This window comes from Rickettsia endosymbiont of Nabis limbatus, from assembly GCF_965196655.1.
Classification (GTDB): domain Bacteria; phylum Pseudomonadota; class Alphaproteobacteria; order Rickettsiales; family Rickettsiaceae; genus Rickettsia.
Window position 1 is genome coordinate 1170886 of the sequence record NZ_OZ239771.1, and the last position, 18688, is coordinate 1189573.

The window sequence follows — 18688 nt, forward strand, 5'->3', positions numbered from 1 at the left end:
TCTCCTCACAATGACGTTTAAAACCTATCATAAATTATCATTGCCATTAATAGGCTATAGTATATAATTCTTAAAACTACATAATTTACTTATGAAATCTTTAAAAACCATTTTAGCGTTTATTATATTTACCTGCTCGCCTACTATATTTGCAGAGGAATTAGATTCTGTTACAACTACTGAAGATATTGAGAATGACATATTTAACCTTATTAATAATGATCCACCGGTTTTAAATTCTGATCAAGCCATTAGTGATAGTACAGAATTCAAAAATTGTGATAATTGTGAGATTATTGCCTTAAATAAAACTACTGCTAAATCTGAAAAACTCACGTTTAAAGTTGGCGAAGAACAATATTTTGGTAATATAAAAATTAAAATATATAAATGTGTTAAAAACCTTGATCCGTATAACGAAGATAATTATATATTGATGACTATAACGGAATATATAATTGACGAAGACCCTAAATTACTTTTTCAAGGTTGGATGACCTCTGGCAGCATTTCACTTTCTACATTCGAACACCCTATTTATGAAATATTTGCTAAAGAGTGTTTTTAAGTTAAAATGATAAACTATTTTTTTATATTCTTAATTCCTAGCCTTGGCATGGTTGCCGGCTTATCAGTCGCAGCTACTGTAACGGTGTTTTTGCTGGGTGTTATTATACATGCATTGGCATCCAGCGGCTTGACCACAAGATCTAGAAAGAATGTTTTGCATATTTTACTAGATTCCCGCTTTCGAGGGAATAACATATGGGGTAGTGAGAATAAAACAGAACTACTCTTCGCTGGTTGGTGCTTGATATCCTGTTTATTTGCGATCAGACCTATTAATAGCTTAATTAACTTTACTCAAGTCTTTACAATCTTATTTCTTGGTTTTGTGGTTAGTAATTTCAAACCATTTCAAAATCGTCCACAGCTTAAAAAAGCTTTAATATTTGGCACTCTTACCGCAATTTCACTATTTTTTATTGAGTATTTCTCTCATGGCTTCTTAACTAAAATATTTAAAGCAAATTTTAACCTTTATATGCTAGATCGTGGTTGTGCTTTATTATCAATTACTACATGGGTAGTTATCACTATTTTAACTCATAATAAAAAATATTACTTAGCTCTAATATTATATATCTTAGTGCTTTATTTATTAAATATTTCTGATAGTTTAGCAAGTTTCTTAGGGTTTAGCTTAGGGGGAATAGTATTTATTTTAGCAAGGATCATAAAACCAATATTTTCTAAATTGATAATATTTGGTCTAATAATCAGCTCAATATTATTTCCAATTATAGCCGGACAAATTAATCCTAAGGAGTTATCAGACAAATATTTGACTACTCACCTATCAGCAGCTCACCGTCTATTTATTTGGCATTTTGTTGCAAATAGAATTACTGAAAAACCACTTATGATTAATGGCTTTAATTCTTCTAAATATACCCAAGTTAAAGATAGTGAAATGATCGATTATAAGGGTGAAAAATGGCATCCTTTGCCGCTTCACCCGCATAATAACATATTACAAATTACCTTAGAGCTGGGATTAATAGGGTTAGCTTTATTCTTAAGCTTGGTTTACAAATATCTCAAACAAATCGGTAACATAGCAAATGATAATTTTAGAGCAAGCTCTTATGCATGTTTCATAAATTATTACATTATCGGCATGATTTCATATAATGTTTGGCAAATATGGTGGGTGGCAAGCAGCATTTGGGTACTAATTTTAATGAAGTTATTAGTCAAACCCGATATTGTCATTGATAAATAATGTTATTTGGGGTAGATTGTTAGAATCTGGGTCATTGCGAGGAACAAAGCGACGAAGCAATCTTGTCAAACATCCTGAGATTGCTTCGCCGAAACTTTCAGTTTCTTCTCGCAATGACGATAAAACAATAAAAAAATATATGCTACAGAATTCAGAACTCTTACAAGAATATTTACCGATTGCTATATTTTTTGGTATTGCAACATTGGTATCTAGCCTAATAATGATTTTACCGAATCTGTTATCTACCAAGAAATATAATAAGGACAAATTAGAGCCTTATGAGTGCGGGTTTGAACCTTTCGACGATGCCAGATCAAAATTTGATATACGATTTTATTTAGTTGCTATTTTATTTATTATCTTTGATCTTGAAATCACATTTTTAGTTCCTTGGGCTATTAGTCTTGGAACAATAGGTAAAATAGGCTTTTTCTCAATGATGTTCTTCTTATTCGTGCTTACTGTAGGATTTATATATGAATGGAAGAAAGGAGCTTTAGACTGGGAATAAGAAATACTTGTTTAATTTAAAAATTAGCGACACCTCCTTTTGTTTTTAAATAAAACTTCGTATTTCCGTCCATATTTATTAGATTTAACTTATGTAAAAATAAAATGCATAATAATTTTTATCAAGAAGATGAGCTGCTTAATAATGAACTTTCAAATCGAGGGTTCTTATTAACTAAAGTCGATGATGTTATCGGTTGGGCGAGAAGCAATTCATTATGGCCTATGACTTTTGGGCTTGCTTGTTGTGCTGTTGAGATGATGCAAGCAGCAGCAAGTAGGTATGATATGGATCGCTTTGGCATGCTGTTTAGACCAAGCCCAAGACAATCCGATCTTATGATAGTTGCAGGAACGCTTACCAACAAAATGGCACCAGCATTACGTAAAGTATACGACCAAATGGCTGAACCTAAATGGGTACTTTCAATGGGTAGTTGTGCTAATGGTGGTGGGTATTATCACTTCTCTTATTCGGTAGTAAGAGGCTGTGACCGAATTGTACCGGTTGACGTATATGTCCCTGGCTGCCCTCCTACAGCTGAAGCTTTAATTTACGGACTTATGCAGTTACAAAAGAAAATCCAACGCACTACAGGTTTTAAATATGACGCTCGAAAAAATCATTGAAAAGCTTACTGCTAAGTCCAACATTCTAATAACTCCTATTATAGTTAAGGATTACATAGCGTATAAAGTTGATCTGAATTTTTTACTACCTTTCTTAAAAACCTTAAAAGAATCAGAAGAACTACGTTTTACCATACTAACCGATTTATTTGGTAGCGATTTTCCTGAAAGAACTAAACGATTTGAAGTAGTATACAATTTATTGAGCTTAAAACTAAATAAACGTCTTATCATTAAAACTTATGTATCTGAAAAAGAAAGCGTACCATCTATAATCAATATATTTAATGCCGCTTGTTGGTATGAACGTGAAGTTTATGATATGTATGGTGTAAATTTTGATGGCAATGATGATAAAAGGCGGATACTCACCGATTATGAGTTTGAGGGACATCCTTTGCGTAAAGACTTCCCATTAACCGGTTATACTCAAGTTAGATATGATGAACAAGCAAAGAAAGTAGCTTACGAACCGGTCAATTTAGACATAGAATATCGTGAGTTTGATTTTAGCTCACCTTGGCATAGCCCTACTTATGTATTACCTGGAGATGAGAAAGCTAAATGATTAGAGCTTTTACTATTAAAGAAATGATTCCATATATTGTAAAAGGTCAACGAAATAACTTAACCTTACATAAAAATTTTTCATTAAAAATAGATGAAGAATTTTTTAAAATATTTAGCGAAAAAAAGTACCATATATACATTTACGTACTATTAGTGACTTTTCAAAACATATGGTAATTGATCCTGTAAATAAATCGATTTATACGTTACAGTGAAGATGTTAAGTCTAATTATGGGTGGCAAGTAAATTATAATAAATTTTCTCTTTCATACCAACTTGTTTTAGCAAATAAACAAAATCAAGAATTATATAACACTTTTGCTTATTTTAACCCTTTTCTATTTGATTGTATAATAAACGATGACTTTGAAATATTACCTTTAGGTTCTGTTAATATAGAAGAATCTTTAATATAAAAATAACTATCATGCAAAACAACACTAAAAGTATAACGTTAAACCTTGGTCCGCAACATCCGGCAACGCACGGAGTTTTAAGGCTAATTCTTGAGATGGACGGGGAAGTGGTAAATAACGCTGATCCTCACATTGGGTTACTTCATCGTGGTACCGAAAAGCTGATTGAACATAAAACTTATCTGCAAGCTATACCTTACTTTGATCGCCTTGATTATGTTTCGCCAATGAGTCAAGAACACGCTTTTGCTTTAGCTGCCGAATCACTATTAGAGTGCGAAATACCACGAAGAGCTCAGTTTATTAGGGTGCTATTTTCAGAACTAACGAGAATCCTGAACCATACATTAAACATCGGTAGCCAAGCTTTAGATGTCGGGGCAACCACTCCTTTATTATGGCTGTTTGAAGAGCGTGAAAAGATCATGGAGTTTTACGAACGTGTTTCTGGCTCTCGTATGCACTCGAACTATTTCAGACCAGGCGGCGTTGCTGAGGATTTGCCTAGCGGCTTACTTGAAGATATTGATAAGTTCATTCAGCAATTCCCGCCTAAACTTCAAGATATTGAAAATCTGCTAAATGAAAATAGGTTATGGAAACAGCGTTTAGTGGATATTGGTGTTGTTTCACAAAAAGAAGCCATGGACTGGGGATTTTCAGGACCAATGCTTAGAGGTTCGGGCATAGCCTGGGATTTGCGTAAATCAAACCCTTATGACGTTTATGACGAAATGGATTTTGAAGTACCGATCGGCAAAAATGGCGATTGTTATGACAGATATTTAGTGCGTATGCTTGAAATGTATGAGTCTGTTAAGATAATCAAGCAATGTATAGAAAAAATGCCGCAAGGTCCGGTTAAAACTGATGATCCAAAACTAGCACCACCAACAAGGGCTAAAATGAAAGAGTCTATGGAAGCAATGATTCATCACTTTAAGCTTTATACCGAGGGGTACGATGTTCCAGCCGGCGAGATTTATAAGGCAGTAGAAGCTCCTAAAGGCGAGTTTGGCGTATATTTATACTCTAATGGCGGTAACAGACCTTACAGATGCCGAATTAAAGCCCCAGGATTTGCTCACTTGCAAGGACTTGACTTTATGTCTAAAGGTCATTTAATGGCAGATGTTATTACTATTATAGCAACACTTGATATAGTATTCGGTGAGATCGATAGGTAGACGAAGTTTTATTTGAAAAATTGGCTACGTCGCTTCTCATTTTTGATCCTCACGTACCAAAGTGTACGCTGCGGTCAAAAATCTAGATGCTTCTTGCTCTTTTCCAAATAAAACTTCGTCTACTAAATTATTCATGATATTAGGAGTATATGAATACAAAAATGACAAATTTTAGTTTTGATAAGAAAAATTTAAGTCTAGCAGAAGATATCATAAAAAAATATCCTCCGGAGGGCAAAAGAAGTGCCATATTACCACTTCTTGATCTTGCTCAACGTCAAAATGGCGGTTGGCTGCCCGTTCCTGCTATTGAGTATGTGGCGAATATGCTAGAAATGCCGTATATGCGAGCTTATGAAGTGGCAACTTTTTACACTATGTTTAATCTAAGGTCCGTCGGTAAGCATCATATACAAATATGCACCACTACCCCTTGCTGGTTGCGTGGTAGCGATGATATCATGAAAACTTGTGAGAAAAAACTTGGCATAAAAGATAAAGAAGTAACCAAAGATCAAAAATTTAGCCTAATTGAAATCGAATGTTTAGGTGCATGCGTTAATGCTCCGGTAGTGCAAATTAATGACGATTATTATGAAGATTTGACGCCGGAAAAGATGGAAGCAATTATAGATAAGCTGCGAAATGACTAGAATATTATTATTACTTCTTACTTTCTATCGATATTTTATTTCCCCATTACTTGGTGGTAACAATTGCCGATTTTATCCTACCTGCTCCAAATATGCTAAAGAGGCACTAAACACACATGGAGGTATCAAAGGATCATGGCTTACTTTTAAAAGAATAATTAAATGCCAACCTTTTTGCGATGGCGGATATGATCCTGTTCCAACAGTAAATAGTATTACTACCCCTATGTCATTCCCGCGAAAGCGGGAATCCAGAAGAAAAATTAAATAAATACAATAGATTTTTAAAATTAAAAGCTAGATTTATCTCGCTTTATACTGGATTCCTGCTTTTAGCTAAGAATGACATATAGGATATTTTCCGATCCAAGCAACAATACCTACGCGGGCATGACACCGAAGATGCTTTTCGAACAGTGCAATGAATTAATAATAAATTAAAATGAGTAATACACTAACCCCATTAGGACGTGAATTCTTTGCTAGAGATACTAATATAGTAAGTCAAGAGCTGCTGGGTAAAGTTTTATATTTCCAAGGTAAAACAGCTATTATTACTGAAACTGAAAGCTATATTGGACAAGAAGATCCGGCTTGTCATGCTGCAAGAGGTCGTACAAAAAGAACTGATGTAATGTTTGGTCTGGCTGGTTTTAGCTATGTTTATCTGATTTACGGCATGTATTATTGTCTAAACTTCGTAACCGAAACTGACGGCTTTCCTGCTGCCACCCTAATTCGTGGAGCATATATTATTTCACCTACAAATTTGCATCTAAATGGACCAGGAAAGTTGTGTAAATATTTAGGAATTAATATTTCTCATAATAGAATTGACCTAATTAATAACAACGAATTTTTTGTTAGTGACATTAACTTAAAACTCCCTTATTCTACCACCACACGTATCGGCATAACTAAAGGCACAGATAAGCTATGGCGTTATGTCGTTGCTAATCCTATCAATTTAACAAAAATATCATTTTAACTAAAAGCAGAAGTTTGGAAGAAGATTATTGGAGCGGGTGAAGGGATTCGAACCCTCGACTTCGACCTTGGCAAGGTAGCGCTCTACCCCTGAGCTACACCCGCTTAAATATAGAATAATTAGCTGTGGGCATTTTAATATTTGAATTTAAGGGGATAAAATTCATTATTAATATTAAAACACCCTTGTGCTTTTTATTTAAGCGACTTTGAATATAAGAAATAATGGAATAAATTGCAATAGTTAAATTAGAAAATTATTAATATATTGCATTTATTTTTAAGACGATTTCTTCCATAAATCGCCCCTTTGCACTAGCTGATAAACTTACTAGGCTCTGTACAAATAAGTGTGTGTGTGCCGTAGCAAAGCTATAGAAGAGATGGTGGTAGGTCCACCGAGATCGGTTATCGAGAGTTGGTCTCAAACTACCTTAAGCGGCTGTGGTTAAGAGCGATGGTCGTGAGCATTAAGGAAAATCAAAAAAAACTTTTTGGTGAAGTAAGGATTAGAGAGATGAATGAGAGTGAACTACTATAAGCGTCGTAAATGATAATAGTATCAAAACCTAGGGCTACACATTCTCTAGGGATAAGCTTATCGGCTACTCGGATGTTGGGTAAGCGGTACTCGGTGTATAGGTGGCATGAATCTAATCTAGGCTCTTTTATGGAACTGCGGGAACCAGTCGTACTGATGTAAAAGTAGAATATCAAGCAGGGTGACTGCAAGATAAAGAATACTAAAGCAGTGCACTGGGGCGGATCACTTTGTAGTAGTATTGAAGTTGTTGTAATGACGATGGAGCGAAGGAAGTGAATTAAACTGTCTAACTAATATTCAACTTTTTTTTAAAGGGATGAGATAGAGGTAATGACGAAACCATTTAAGATTTCGAAACTGTTAGTGTTGCAAGCATACAAGCTTATAAAAGCAAATGCTGGAGCTGCAGGAGTTGATCAACAAACGATAAAAGATTTTGAAGAAAACTTGAAAAAGAATTTATACAAGATCTGGAATCGTATGTCTTCAGGAAGTTATATGCCACAGCCTGTTAAAGCTGTAGCCATACCTAAGAGAAATAGAGATCAACGAATTTTAGGAGTGCCTACAGTAGAAGATAGAATAGCTCAGATGGTAGTAAAGTTAGAACTTGAACCAAAAATTGAACCTCACTTTTTAAATGTCATTGCTAAAGTAAAAGGGACCAGTAAATTGCACGAAAAAGGGACCAGAGAATTTGGTGTAACCTAATAAGGTTATAATGTGCAATATTCACTAGATAATTAATTAAAATAAATATCTAGTGATACAATGATAAGAATAAATATGTACACAACAATTATCACCCTTTATAAGCAAGGCAATAGTCAAAGAAATATTGCCAAACTAACGAGAATAGACCGTAAAACAGTAAGAAAAATAGTAAACCGTTATGTAGAGTCTGGTACAGAATCTCCTGCACCCTATGAACGATCTTCAGCACTGGATTCTTGGCACGAACAAATAATTGAGTTATTAGAAAAGAATCTAAGTTACATAAGAATTTTTGAAGAGTTAAAAATTCAAGGTTATACAAAAAGTTATGGTTCGCTAACCCGTTATATCAAAAAATATAAGATACAAAATAACAGTTGCATTCGTTTTCATACTTTAGCAGGAGAGGAAGCACAAGTAGATTTTGGTGACATAGGCTTACAGTATAATTCTAAGGGGCGTAGAGTTAAAGCATATGTATTTAATATGCGTTTAAGTTATAGTCGCCTTGATTATTATGAAGTAGTGTTTGATCAAAGTTGTCAAACATGGATACAATGTCATATCAATGCATTTAATTATTTTGCTGGCAGTCCAAAAGTAATAAAACTTGATAATCTTAAAGCTGGAGTGGTAGATAGCAATTTCTATGAGCCCGTATATCAGAAGGAATACAAACGTTTAGCTGATCATTATGGAATTTTACTTTCTCCTTGTCGTGTATATCAACCTCAAGAAAAAGGCAAAGTAGAATCAGGAATAAAGTATGTCAAAAATAATTTTTTTGCTGGACGTAAATTTCATAGATATGAAGAATTAACACATGATCTTGCTAACTGGTTAAATAAAGCAAATAACCGAATACATGGTACTACTAAAAAAATTCCTCAGGAACTATTTGAGCAAGAAGAAAGTAATAATTTAATGCCTTTACCATTAGAAACGTTTGATTTGTCATCGTGGCATAATCGAAAAGTAGCAAAAGATTGTCATATCACCATAGATAATAATTATTATTCCGTACCGGCAAAATATATATACAGTGAGGTACTGGTACAATTATCACCAAAACTTGTTCAAATATTTTCTATCCAAAATGATTTAATAGCAAGGCACGTTAGAACAGATGGCAAAGGAATATTTACCACTAATCCGTCTCATTATGCCAAATATAAACGTCTATGCCCAGGTTTTATAGAATATAGTGAACATTATCAACAACAAATGCAGCAGATAGGAAATAATTGCAGTTTATTATTAGAGTTATTACAACAAACACGAGTAAATGATTGGCAACGTTGTGCTAGAGGTATTATTTCTTTACGTAAGGTTTACAATGATGAGTTAATAGATAAAGCTTGTCATAGAGCATTACATTACGGTATAAGTTCTTACTCTAAAATTAAAAATATCTTAAATAGTAATGCAGTAAACTTACCATTGCCAGAGTTTGGAGGTCAGAATGCAGAACTTGCTTAATGACCTACGTAGTTTTAGATTATCAGGTATAGTCAATAGCTTAAATGAAAGGATTATTTATGCTCAAAATAATAAACTAGGATTTAAAGAATTTCTCTCACTATTATGTGAAGATGAAAAATCTCACCGTAAGGATAATAATTACCGTCGTCGTAAAAGTGCTGCTAAATTACCAGTCACTAAAAATTTAGAAGACTTTGATTTTCAGTTCCAACCAAGTATTGATGCCAAAGTAATAAGTGATTTATCTACTTGTGATTATATTAATACTAAGGGCAATGTCATATTCATAGGTAATTCTGGAACTGGCAAAACTCATCTTGCTATTGGATTAGCATTAAAAGCTTTAACACGAGAATACTCTGTATATTTTACTACGGTATCGGATATGCTTTATAATTTACATATTGCAAGAGCAGATAATAGCTATCACAAAAAAGTTAAATTACTCTTATCATTTGACTTATTAATTCTTGATGAGTTAGGTTTTAAGCAATTACCAAAACATTCAGTAGATGATTTTTTTAATATTATTGCTAAACGATATGAAAATAAATCTACCATTATTACCACAAACAAGGATTTTGAAAGATGGAATGAAATATTTGCTGATGAGTTATTAACTCATGCAATTATTGATCGAGTAGTACATCATGCACATATACTAAACATCACAGGTAAAAGTTATCGTATTAATAACTATAAATTTGGAGGTCATTTGACATAAAAATTTTTACATATAGTGGTCCCTTTTTCGTGCAATTTACTGGTCCCTTTTTATTTGACAATGACACCTTCTTTGTTATGGGAACACATTAAGAATGATGTTATCTTTTCATCTAACGGATATACAATATTTGATGATACGGTGTTAAACAAAAGGAACACAAAGAAAATAGAGGTTGCTAGATCGCAGTATAGTGGAGCTACAGGTGGAGTTACTACCGGTATAGGAGTAGTGAGTCTTGTATATTATAACCCCGATATTGATAAGTTTTGGGTAATAGATTATCGCATTTTTTCACCTGATCATGATGGAGCGACGAAACTAGATCACCTACTAAAGATGTTCAATAATGCTGTTTATAGTAAAAAGATTCCTTTTCAAACTGTACTTTTTGACACATGGTATGCTACACACAAAATTATGCAACATGTTGACTCCTTGGGCAAATATTATTATGCCCCTATTAAAGCCAATAGAAATGTTAGTAAAACGTGTGATTACGAGCCTTATAAAGCTGTTAGCAAGTTGACGTTTTCAGATGAAGAAATTAAGAATGGAATGGAGATTCATATAAAAGGATTTGCCAAAAATAAGCATGTTAATTTGTTTAACATTTACTGTTTCTACCAACAGAGTTGATTATGTTGTTACCAATAACAAAACTCAAAAATCTTCTAAAGCTGCACAAGATGAGTTTGGCTTGCGATGGGTAATTGAGAGCATGCATAGAGAAATTAAGCAACTGACTGGTATAGAACGTTGCCAATGCAGAAAACAGCGTATCCAACGTAATCACATTAGTTGTGCATTTCTAGTTTGGGCTTTTCTCAAAAGAACTGCAAATAAAATAGGTAAAACGGTCTACCAAATAAAGTTAGGGCTTTTAGATGACTATATGCAACAACAGCTTCGTTCTCCATCTTTACGATATTTAGAACCAAACATAGCGTAAGTTTTGAATATTCTCTTGACTTCTCGAACACAATCATCAGGGAGTTAGAAACACTGCCCAAAGTCAGCTACCATAGGTTTTAAGCTTAAAGCCAAGCTCTAAGTTCTGAACATGCCTATAATCTCCCCGACCTTAATAAAGTTGAGGATTACATCATTTTACGGGTTGATGCATACCACTTAGGGTTTAGAGTTTCTACACTCCTGAAAAGCCTTTACAGCTCCGGTTACGATTCTATATATGAATACTGAAAAGTCAATAGGTTTATGGGAGGAATATTGGATAGTATCGGACAGTTTTTATTCTATGTCATTCCTGCTTAAGGCTTGCTTGCGTAAATCATTTTTCTCTGTCATCCCGTGATGGCATTGTTGCGTGGTTCCGATGTCATTCTTAGCTAAAAGCAGGAATCTAGTATAAAGCGAGCTACCTAAGTTTTTAATTTTAAAAATTTGCTACTTTTATGTTTATTTTTCTGGATTCCTGCTTTTAGCTAAGAATGACATTAAGGTATTTTGCGATCCACGCTACAATGCCTCCACGGGAATGACGTATAACCTTAAAAAATGAGCAGTAGACGAAGTTTAATTTGGAACAGAGCTAGGCGTTTTGAAGATTTTACTAGCTGCGTGCATACTAGTGTAGTAGCGGATTAAAAGCGAAAAACAACGACGTCAATTTTTCAAATTAAACGAGTATACTAAATAGAGCAAGCGTTGCTACTATAATCATCTTCCTCACGGATAAATTTTTGCTTTACCTTAGAGTTATTATTGTAAGGCTTACTATTTTTAACTGGTGCTACAGGTTCGTAATTTGAAACTGGAGGCACATAATTTTGATTTGCTGTTGCATTTGGGCAAGTATATTTCGATATATCACGCTTAGTTTCCCTTAGCATTGCCTTTATCTGGTCTAGCTCTTCTTGCATTTTTCTTTCTTTATCGGTATTATCCTTTCTAACCTTTTTATTAGCTTTACTTAAGGAAATATCATCCTCAGAATCTTCACCTGATTCAGCTTTATACCTTGCCATATCTCTTTTAATCATTTTAAGGTATATCTCACGATTTCTTTTGACGGGATCAATTTGCTCCCCTCTTAAAGGATTATCATAATCATCATCGTCATCCTCTGGGTCATCAAGATTATCTTCAACTATATTCTTTTTAGCTAAACTAATATATTTATTATTATATAAAGGTTTTCTTTTACCACCTTTAAAACCTTTACTATCAACTAACCTATTATTTGCGGATTTTTGGAAGTAACCTCTAACGCTATCAGTACAACCTGACAGCACAAAAACACCTAAAAATAATATTATAATTTTTTTCAACATATATTATTCCAAAACTTCAATTAGATTTATTTATATAACTTGACAAATTATCTTTAAAAACAAGCCATATGAAAAAGTCTATTATGATTAATGCCACATAATAATCAAACTTGCAAGAATAAAGAGCTTATATTGTTTAAATTAGCTCTTCTATTAGGTTACTTAGCAACTTATGCCCCTCTTTTTTTCTTTTTAATAGATTTTTCGAGGTATTTTCTAATATCCTCAGATTACTTATTAACTCAAATATTTTCTCAGCTAATTTTTCACTTGATATATCATCTTGCTTCATACACCAACCACATTTCTCATCCTCTAATAATTTTGCATTATGATATTGATGATTATCGGCAGCACTTGGTAACGGAATAAAAATTGCTGGTAGTCCTATATAAGTGAGCTCTTCTATAGTAGATGCTCCTGCTCTTGAAATCACTAAATCAGCATTTTTATACTGATTTGCCATATTGTCAAAAAATTCAGCCAATTCGTAAGTAATATTTAAATTTGAGTATATATTTTTTATTTTTACTTGATCGTCAAATGCTGCTTGTTGAGTTATATGCAGTTTAAGACTTGGTTGCTTTTGCACTAAAGCTTCTATGCTTTCAGGTATTAACTCCGAAAATAATTTAGCCCCTTGGCTGCCACCAAAGATAAACAGCCTGAACGGCTCTGATTTCTTTTTGACAATCTTTAATTCCCTAATATTCTTTCTAACTATCCCACCAGTAACTACTGTTCTATTTTTTGCAACTACAGGCAAGTTTTTGGTATTTTTATAAGAGATAGCTATTTTCTTAGCAAAATTTGCAAAAAATTTATTAACCTTTCCAAGATAAGAATTCTGCTCATGAATTACAATCGGCACTCTTAGAAAAATTGCTGCAAACATTGAAGCAACAACTGGATAACAACCAAATCCTACTACTACTGAGGGAGAAAGGCTAAACAACAATTTTATAGCTTTAAAAATAGCAAGCGATAATAGCGGTAAGAATAACAAAATATTTTTTGGTCGTTTTAAATCTATGACATGAAAAATTAATCCCGCATCACGATTTATATACTTCTTACATCTTAAATCAGTAATAAAATGAACTTCATATTTTCTTTTTATTAACTCTTCCCCAAGAGCAACTGCCGGAAAAAAATGTCCACCTGTCCCACCTGCCACTAAAACTATCTTTTTCATATTTCTATTTTATTTATTTTGTACGAATCAAGCGGCGTTCGGTATCTAGTAAAGCCAAGAAGCATACCAGTAGCTATAGCGATCGCAAGCGTTGAAGAGCCACCATAGCTAATAAAAGGCAACGTCATACCCTTAGTAGGTAATAAATGCAAAGTCACACCCATATTAATTATTGCTTGGAGCCCTAATTGGGCAATAATACCGCTAGCAGCAAATTGGACGAATTTATCTTGCTCATTTAATAGCTTAGCAAGGCTTCTAAGCACTATAAACGCAAATATACCTATAACAATAAGGCAAATAATAGCCCCAAATTCTTCTCCTGCAACGGCAAAAATAAAATCAGTATGCGAATCAGGTAGAACCTGCTTTACTGCCCCCTCACCCGGTCCTTTACCATATAAACCACCATGCTCAAAAGCTTTCAATGACTTGCTAACTTGATAATTCTCACTACTATCAGGATCTAAGAATGAGTTAATCCTTTGCGTAACGTGCGGTAACCAAAAATACGCAATAGTTACTCCTATCATTCCTAAAAAACCTGCTAGAACAATCCAAAATATCGGCATACCAGCAATAAAAAGCTGAATACCAAAAACTGCTGTAATCATCACAAGCATTCCAAAATCCGGTTGAATGATTAAGAGAATAGCAACAATAAAATAAAGTATAGAGCAAACTGTAAAGCTTGGGAAATCATCATTAAATTTTAACGATAATATCCAGCCTGTAACGACAGCAAAAAATGGCTTAATAAACTCTGACGGCTGAATAGATAAGCCAGCAATATTAATCCACCTAGTTGCACCTTTCACTTCATACCCAAAGAATTTAACAGCGATCAATAAAATTACACTAGCTATAAAACCCAATATGGCAAAACGCTTTAACCACTTCTTATTAAAACACGAGAATAACAATATAAGGACTGAGGCAGCTGTTAAATAAAACACTTGCCTTGATGCAAAATAATTTTCTTCGAGCCCTATTCTACTTGCTACTGCTGAACCTGAAGTAGTCACAAGCATTAAGCTAAAAGCAAATAAAATAACTAAAGAAATAACTATTTGACGATCTGTACTACGCCACCATAATTTTATAAAATTATTAGATATTTCGTTATTCATGCTATAGTTATTCAATTTTTTCCTATCTTTTCATTACATAATTTTACAAACAAATTGCCTCTCTCCTCAAAGTTCTTAAACTGATCGTAGGAGCTACAGCAAGGTGCTAATAAAATATTTTTTATGCTCTCATTATCATTTAATGCATCTTTATAAGCAAGTTCAAAAGCCTGTTTAAGGTCATCACATATAACAAAATCTATTACATCTTTAGCAGTATTTGCAAACATTTCTTTAGCTTGCCCATAAAAATAAGCTTTCTTGATTTTACTAAAATAAGGTTTTATTTCCTCAATACCACCCTCTTTAGCAATACCGCCTGCAAGCCAATAAATATTATCAAGAGCTTTGATTGATTGCACAGCAGCTATAGCATTCGTTGCTTTACTATCATTATAGAAATTTATACTATCTATACTACCTAGATATTGCATTCTATGTGGCAACCCTTGGAAATTACTTATGGATTCAAGTATTTGTGCAGTTTTGAGACCTATTATTCTAGCAACTGCATAGCTTGCTGCAATATTTTCGCTATTATGGACTCCTTGAAGACTTTTATTAAATAGTAATTTAAAGCTAATATGCTCAAAGAAATTATCAGTAATTGTATTATTAACTATTGATATACCTTTCTCAAGAATTTTAGTAACTGAAAAAGGGATTAATTTAATATGAGGTTTTTGTTGTAGATTTGTAAAAATTTCATGGCAATAATTATTATCAATATTAATTATTCCATAACTATTTTTTTCCATTCGGTCAAAAATTTTAGATTTTGCTGCAATATAACTCTCCATATTTTCATGTCTATCCTGATGATCGGGAGTAATATTAAGAAGTACTGCTATTTTAGTGACAAAAGTTTTCACTAAATCTAGTTGAAAGGAAGATAACTCAAGCACATATCCCCCCTTACTTGCTTTAGCTTGCAGAGCTGGAACACCTATATTGCCGGCAATCGGGTATTCTAAGCCGTTATTGTTTAAGATATGACTGATTAAAGCGGTGGTAGTACTTTTGCCGTTTGTACCTGTCACAGCAATAAGGTTTAAATTTTTGGACTTTTCGAAGAATAAATCTATATCGGAAGTAATCGGTATATTAAAATTTTTTGCGATTTTGACTATCTCATGTGTTAGAGGAATTCCAGGACTTAATGCAATTTTATCTAAATTTTGCCATTTTATATCAGATATAGGAATAATATAATTTTTACCGAATAATCCCTCAAACTTATCCCTATTTGCTTCTAGATCATCATATACAATTATATTGCATTTGCTTTGCAGCTCTTCATAAACCGAAATACCAGTTTTACCAAGCCCAAAAACACCTATATTTTGTTTTTTATGGATAGTCATGAGTTAATTACACGATGTCATTCCCAGCAACAACGGGAATGACATAAACCATTACTTCATCTCTTGTATCAATGCTTGCTCACCCTTGTTAAGGTTAACCTGATCATTAACATTATTATAAACTGCTTGATTGTTGGTTGGAACAGGTAAATAATAATGAGGTGGCACTTCTAAAGCCTTACTACGCTGAACTTGATATTCATTAGGACCAGCCGTTGATATTCCTACAGTTTCTTTTAATTTTTTATTACACGCAGAAGTAATTAATAAAACAGTAAATAATAAAAAAACTTTTCTCACTTTAATACCTTATAGATTATTTAGATTATATTTTATCGTTATCGCCTTGTGGAGCATTACGAATCTTTTCAGCCATAGCCTCAATTTGGGCTTTATCATAATTCTCTTTAGCTTTTTCTTCAATATTTTTTTTAGCACTATAGTAATCTTCTACTAAGATAATTACTCCAAGTGTAATAAAACAGTCAGCTAGATTAAATACTGGAAAGCTATAATCTTGATAATGGAAATGTATAAAATCAAAAACTGCTCCTCGAAAAGATCTATCAATTAAATTACCGATAGCACCACCAATTACAAAGCTATAACCAGCAAAACCTCCTATGGTTTTGGAACTCATCATTAAATAATATAAATAACAAACAATAATCGTATTTGTTATTAAAAACACAATATTACTATATTGGTAATAATCACGCATTAAACCAAAGCTAATACCATAATTCCAAGTATAAACCATATTTAAAAAAGACGTGACCTTTAAGGTCAAGCCAGGCTTCCATCTTAGATTATTGATAAACCACCATTTAGTCAATTGATCAATAATCACTAATGTTATTATAATACGGCTACTACGAGCAAATGTTAGATATAGTTTTTTAAATGATAGAATCATAATTATTTAGGGATTTTTATAAAGGAGTGTAAGTAAGCTTTCGTCATTGCGAGGAGATGAGGCAATCTCATGAAATAGTAAGAGCTCCTGAAATTGCTTTGTTGCTATGCTCCTCACAATGACATATTACATCATATCGAAACTTCAGCTACTTTATTAGCCTGCAAATCTTTATCAAGCTTAACATTCAAAGTTTTAACTTCTTTCTTAAACTGCTTGAATTTTTCTAAATTTTTTCCACTTAATTCTACGCCTGGTGTTGTTTTAACCGACATAGGATTAACATGTTTACCATCAATTTTAACTTCATAATGTAAGTGCGGACCTGTAGCTCTACCGGTGCTTCCAACATATGCTATAATATCACCTTGTTTTACTAAACTTCCTACTTTTAAACCTTTAGCAAAATTTGATGCGTGAGCATAGGCAGTAGATAACGTACCGCTATGTTTTATCTGGATAAATTTCCCATAACCTGATTTCCAACCTATTTCAGTAATAACACCATTACCCGCTGAGTATATAGGTGTTCCAGTCGGTGCTGCAAAATCAACCCCTTTATGCATTTTGGTATAACCAAGTATAGGGTGCTTTCTAATACCATATTGTGAAGAAACTTTTATAACTTTTAAAGGAGTTCTAAGCAAACTTCTTTTTACACTTTTACCATCCTCAGAAAAAAATGCATGATTATTTACATTATTATCATGTGAATAGCGATAAATATTATATTCTTTTCCTGAAAGATTTAACGAGACATATAAAATCTTACCGTGATGAGAAAATTTACCATCTTCTGTTATGTATTTTTCTGTTATAACAGTCGCAGTATCACCACTTTTTATTTGACGCTGAAAATCAATTTGATAAGCATAAGCATTAATCAGCTCTATTATATTATTGTTTGACAAACCAAGCTTCTTAAGAGCAGACATAAAGTTTGATTCAATATTTACTGATGACTTAGCCACTGTTTTTGTTAAAGGCACGATAATTTCTGCAATCTTAAAATTATCGTTTTCTCTTATTATTTCAATAGTCTTAAGTTTATCTATAGCTAAAATAATCTTATTAAGAAATACTGTTTCAGAAGTTAAATCCTCATCATCATTTTCAGTAATTTTTGTTTCATATTCAAAAGTAATTTGCTGCCCTATTTTAAGTGATGGCAATAATTTATTTTCTTTTACTAAGTTTAATATTTTTTCTATATCATTTCTTGGGATATTTTGACCGCTCAGAATAGAATTTATAGTATCGCCTTTTTTAACTGTTACTTCTTTAAATGAAATTGCTTCTTGAGCTTCTTCAGCCTCAGGACGTACTAATGTTATAGATAAGGTATCATTCACATAGTTATTAACCGCAAAGGAGACAAATATCACTAATGCTATAAATAGTAATAGGGATACAGAGGTGAGATTTTTTTTGAATCGTGCACTAAGATAAGGAACTGATAATACATCATCAAAATCGTAAGATAGCGTGTCGTTTTTCATTGATTACTTAGAAGTTATCTTGGTTTCGTTATTATTAATATATGAACTATATAAATACAAATTACAATAAAAAATTATAAAAT

Annotated in this window: 19 protein-coding genes, 1 tRNA gene and 1 pseudogene; 13 read left to right on the forward strand and 8 right to left on the reverse strand. The window is 33.0% G+C overall.

Annotated elements, in window-relative coordinates; genetic code table 11:
• Positions 1–91: 91 nt before the first annotated feature.
• The 9 genes from ACOAL3_RS06760 (at position 92) to ACOAL3_RS06800 (ending at position 6744) form a co-directional block, all read left to right on the forward strand.
• The gene (locus ACOAL3_RS06760; RefSeq protein ID WP_419234652.1) at positions 92–568 is read left to right on the forward strand and encodes a DUF2155 domain-containing protein; all 477 of its coding nucleotides are present in this window, start codon (positions 92–94) and stop codon (positions 566–568) included.
• Positions 569–574: 6 nt separating this feature from the next.
• Positions 575–1786, forward strand: a complete 1212-nt coding sequence (locus tag ACOAL3_RS06765; RefSeq protein ID WP_419234653.1) for an O-antigen ligase family protein — start codon at positions 575–577, stop codon at positions 1784–1786.
• Positions 1787–1925: 139 nt separating this feature from the next.
• Complete coding sequence (locus ACOAL3_RS06770; RefSeq protein ID WP_395477634.1) at positions 1926–2300, forward strand: NADH-quinone oxidoreductase subunit A; 375 nt, start codon at positions 1926–1928, stop codon at positions 2298–2300.
• A gap of 104 nt (positions 2301–2404) precedes the next feature.
• Positions 2405–2929 carry a NuoB/complex I 20 kDa subunit family protein gene (locus ACOAL3_RS06775; protein ID WP_395477368.1) on the forward strand — a complete coding sequence of 175 codons (525 nt, stop codon included), beginning with the start codon at positions 2405–2407 and terminating at the stop codon, positions 2927–2929.
• The gene (locus ACOAL3_RS06780; protein ID WP_395477367.1) at positions 2907–3497 is read left to right on the forward strand and encodes an NADH-quinone oxidoreductase subunit C; all 591 of its coding nucleotides are present in this window, start codon (positions 2907–2909) and stop codon (positions 3495–3497) included. Before ACOAL3_RS06775 ends, ACOAL3_RS06780 begins: the two co-directional genes overlap by 23 nt.
• A 430-nt stretch (positions 3498–3927) precedes the next feature.
• A complete protein-coding gene (gene nuoD / locus ACOAL3_RS06785) occupies positions 3928–5103 on the forward strand; it encodes an NADH dehydrogenase (quinone) subunit D (RefSeq protein ID WP_395477365.1) in 1176 nt (391 codons plus the stop codon).
• 149 nt (positions 5104–5252) lie between these two features.
• A complete protein-coding gene (nuoE, locus tag ACOAL3_RS06790; RefSeq protein WP_419234654.1) occupies positions 5253–5756 on the forward strand; it encodes an NADH-quinone oxidoreductase subunit NuoE in 504 nt (167 codons plus the stop codon).
• Positions 5749–6027 carry a membrane protein insertion efficiency factor YidD gene (yidD, locus tag ACOAL3_RS06795; protein WP_395477363.1) on the forward strand — a complete coding sequence of 93 codons (279 nt, stop codon included), beginning with the start codon at positions 5749–5751 and terminating at the stop codon, positions 6025–6027. Before nuoE ends, yidD begins: the two co-directional genes overlap by 8 nt.
• A gap of 171 nt (positions 6028–6198) precedes the next feature.
• On the forward strand, positions 6199–6744 hold the full coding sequence (locus tag ACOAL3_RS06800) for a DNA-3-methyladenine glycosylase (protein WP_395477362.1): 546 nt from the start codon (positions 6199–6201) through the stop codon (positions 6742–6744).
• Between the two features lie 29 nt (positions 6745–6773).
• Here the strand turns inward: ACOAL3_RS06800 and ACOAL3_RS06805 are convergent.
• Positions 6774–6848, reverse strand: a tRNA-Gly gene (locus ACOAL3_RS06805).
• Positions 6849–7617: 769 nt separating this feature from the next.
• Between ACOAL3_RS06805 and ACOAL3_RS06810 the strand changes: the two genes are divergently transcribed.
• The 4 genes and pseudogenes from ACOAL3_RS06810 to ACOAL3_RS10920 all read left to right on the forward strand — a co-directional run.
• Positions 7618–7998 carry a hypothetical protein gene (locus ACOAL3_RS06810; protein WP_419234655.1) on the forward strand — a complete coding sequence of 127 codons (381 nt, stop codon included), beginning with the start codon at positions 7618–7620 and terminating at the stop codon, positions 7996–7998.
• Between the two features lie 75 nt (positions 7999–8073).
• Complete coding sequence (istA, locus tag ACOAL3_RS06815; protein ID WP_419234561.1) at positions 8074–9480, forward strand: IS21 family transposase; 1407 nt, start codon at positions 8074–8076, stop codon at positions 9478–9480.
• Entirely contained in the window at positions 9464–10207 is a 744-nt protein-coding gene (gene istB / locus ACOAL3_RS06820; RefSeq protein ID WP_419234522.1) for an IS21-like element helper ATPase IstB, read from the forward strand. The genes istA and istB overlap by 17 nt, the downstream gene beginning before the upstream one ends.
• 63 nt (positions 10208–10270) lie before the next feature.
• Positions 10271–11159, forward strand: a pseudogene (locus tag ACOAL3_RS10920) (IS701 family transposase); the annotation flags it as partial.
• A 700-nt stretch (positions 11160–11859) separates the two neighbouring features.
• Here the strand turns inward: ACOAL3_RS10920 and ACOAL3_RS06835 are convergent.
• From ACOAL3_RS06835 to ACOAL3_RS06865, 7 genes are all read right to left on the reverse strand, one after another.
• Positions 11860–12501 carry a hypothetical protein gene (locus tag ACOAL3_RS06835; protein ID WP_395477287.1) on the reverse strand — a complete coding sequence of 214 codons (642 nt, stop codon included), beginning with the start codon at positions 12499–12501 and terminating at the stop codon, positions 11860–11862.
• A 136-nt stretch (positions 12502–12637) separates the two neighbouring features.
• Positions 12638–13696, reverse strand: coding sequence for an undecaprenyldiphospho-muramoylpentapeptide beta-N-acetylglucosaminyltransferase (gene murG / locus ACOAL3_RS06840; RefSeq protein ID WP_419234658.1), 1059 nt, complete (start codon positions 13694–13696; stop codon positions 12638–12640).
• On the reverse strand, positions 13693–14826 hold the full coding sequence (gene ftsW, locus ACOAL3_RS06845) for a putative lipid II flippase FtsW (RefSeq protein WP_395477623.1): 1134 nt from the start codon (positions 14824–14826) through the stop codon (positions 13693–13695). Before ftsW ends, murG begins: the two co-directional genes overlap by 4 nt.
• Before the next feature lie 11 nt (positions 14827–14837).
• Positions 14838–16190, reverse strand: coding sequence for a UDP-N-acetylmuramoyl-L-alanine--D-glutamate ligase (murD, locus tag ACOAL3_RS06850; RefSeq protein WP_419234659.1), 1353 nt, complete (start codon positions 16188–16190; stop codon positions 14838–14840).
• A 51-nt stretch (positions 16191–16241) separates the two neighbouring features.
• Positions 16242–16490: a DUF3035 domain-containing protein gene (locus ACOAL3_RS06855; protein WP_395477284.1), complete on the reverse strand. Its 249-nt coding sequence runs from the start codon at positions 16488–16490 to the stop codon at positions 16242–16244.
• Between the two features lie 25 nt (positions 16491–16515).
• Positions 16516–17106, reverse strand: a complete 591-nt coding sequence (gene lspA, locus ACOAL3_RS06860; protein WP_419234660.1) for a signal peptidase II — start codon at positions 17104–17106, stop codon at positions 16516–16518.
• 131 nt (positions 17107–17237) lie between these two features.
• On the reverse strand, positions 17238–18605 hold the full coding sequence (locus tag ACOAL3_RS06865) for a M23 family metallopeptidase (RefSeq protein ID WP_395477283.1): 1368 nt from the start codon (positions 18603–18605) through the stop codon (positions 17238–17240).
• Positions 18606–18688: the final 83 nt, after the last annotated feature.

Bases quoted from the DNA above. Each gene is read 5' to 3' on its own strand.
- ACOAL3_RS06775 (WP_395477368.1), top strand. From the start codon at position 2,405: ATGCATAATAATTTTTATCAAGAAGATGAGCTGCTTAATAATGAACTT.
- nuoD (WP_395477365.1), top strand. From the start codon at position 3,928: ATGCAAAACAACACTAAAAGTATAACGTTAAACCTTGGTCCGCAACAT.
- murG (WP_419234658.1), bottom strand. From the start codon at position 13,696: ATGAAAAAGATAGTTTTAGTGGCAGGTGGGACAGGTGGACATTTTTTT.
- ACOAL3_RS06810 (WP_419234655.1), top strand. From the start codon at position 7,618: ATGACGAAACCATTTAAGATTTCGAAACTGTTAGTGTTGCAAGCATAC.
- ACOAL3_RS06760 (WP_419234652.1), top strand. From the start codon at position 92: ATGAAATCTTTAAAAACCATTTTAGCGTTTATTATATTTACCTGCTCG.
- istA (WP_419234561.1), top strand. From the start codon at position 8,074: ATGTACACAACAATTATCACCCTTTATAAGCAAGGCAATAGTCAAAGA.
- ftsW (WP_395477623.1), bottom strand. From the start codon at position 14,826: ATGAATAACGAAATATCTAATAATTTTATAAAATTATGGTGGCGTAGT.
- ACOAL3_RS06780 (WP_395477367.1), top strand. From the start codon at position 2,907: ATGACGCTCGAAAAAATCATTGAAAAGCTTACTGCTAAGTCCAACATT.
- ACOAL3_RS06835 (WP_395477287.1), bottom strand. From the start codon at position 12,501: ATGTTGAAAAAAATTATAATATTATTTTTAGGTGTTTTTGTGCTGTCA.
- yidD (WP_395477363.1), top strand. From the start codon at position 5,749: ATGACTAGAATATTATTATTACTTCTTACTTTCTATCGATATTTTATT.
- ACOAL3_RS06765 (WP_419234653.1), top strand. From the start codon at position 575: ATGATAAACTATTTTTTTATATTCTTAATTCCTAGCCTTGGCATGGTT.
- nuoE (WP_419234654.1), top strand. From the start codon at position 5,253: ATGAATACAAAAATGACAAATTTTAGTTTTGATAAGAAAAATTTAAGT.
- murD (WP_419234659.1), bottom strand. From the start codon at position 16,190: ATGACTATCCATAAAAAACAAAATATAGGTGTTTTTGGGCTTGGTAAA.
- ACOAL3_RS06800 (WP_395477362.1), top strand. From the start codon at position 6,199: ATGAGTAATACACTAACCCCATTAGGACGTGAATTCTTTGCTAGAGAT.
- istB (WP_419234522.1), top strand. From the start codon at position 9,464: ATGCAGAACTTGCTTAATGACCTACGTAGTTTTAGATTATCAGGTATA.
- ACOAL3_RS06770 (WP_395477634.1), top strand. From the start codon at position 1,926: ATGCTACAGAATTCAGAACTCTTACAAGAATATTTACCGATTGCTATA.
- ACOAL3_RS06865 (WP_395477283.1), bottom strand. From the start codon at position 18,605: ATGAAAAACGACACGCTATCTTACGATTTTGATGATGTATTATCAGTT.
- lspA (WP_419234660.1), bottom strand. From the start codon at position 17,106: ATGATTCTATCATTTAAAAAACTATATCTAACATTTGCTCGTAGTAGC.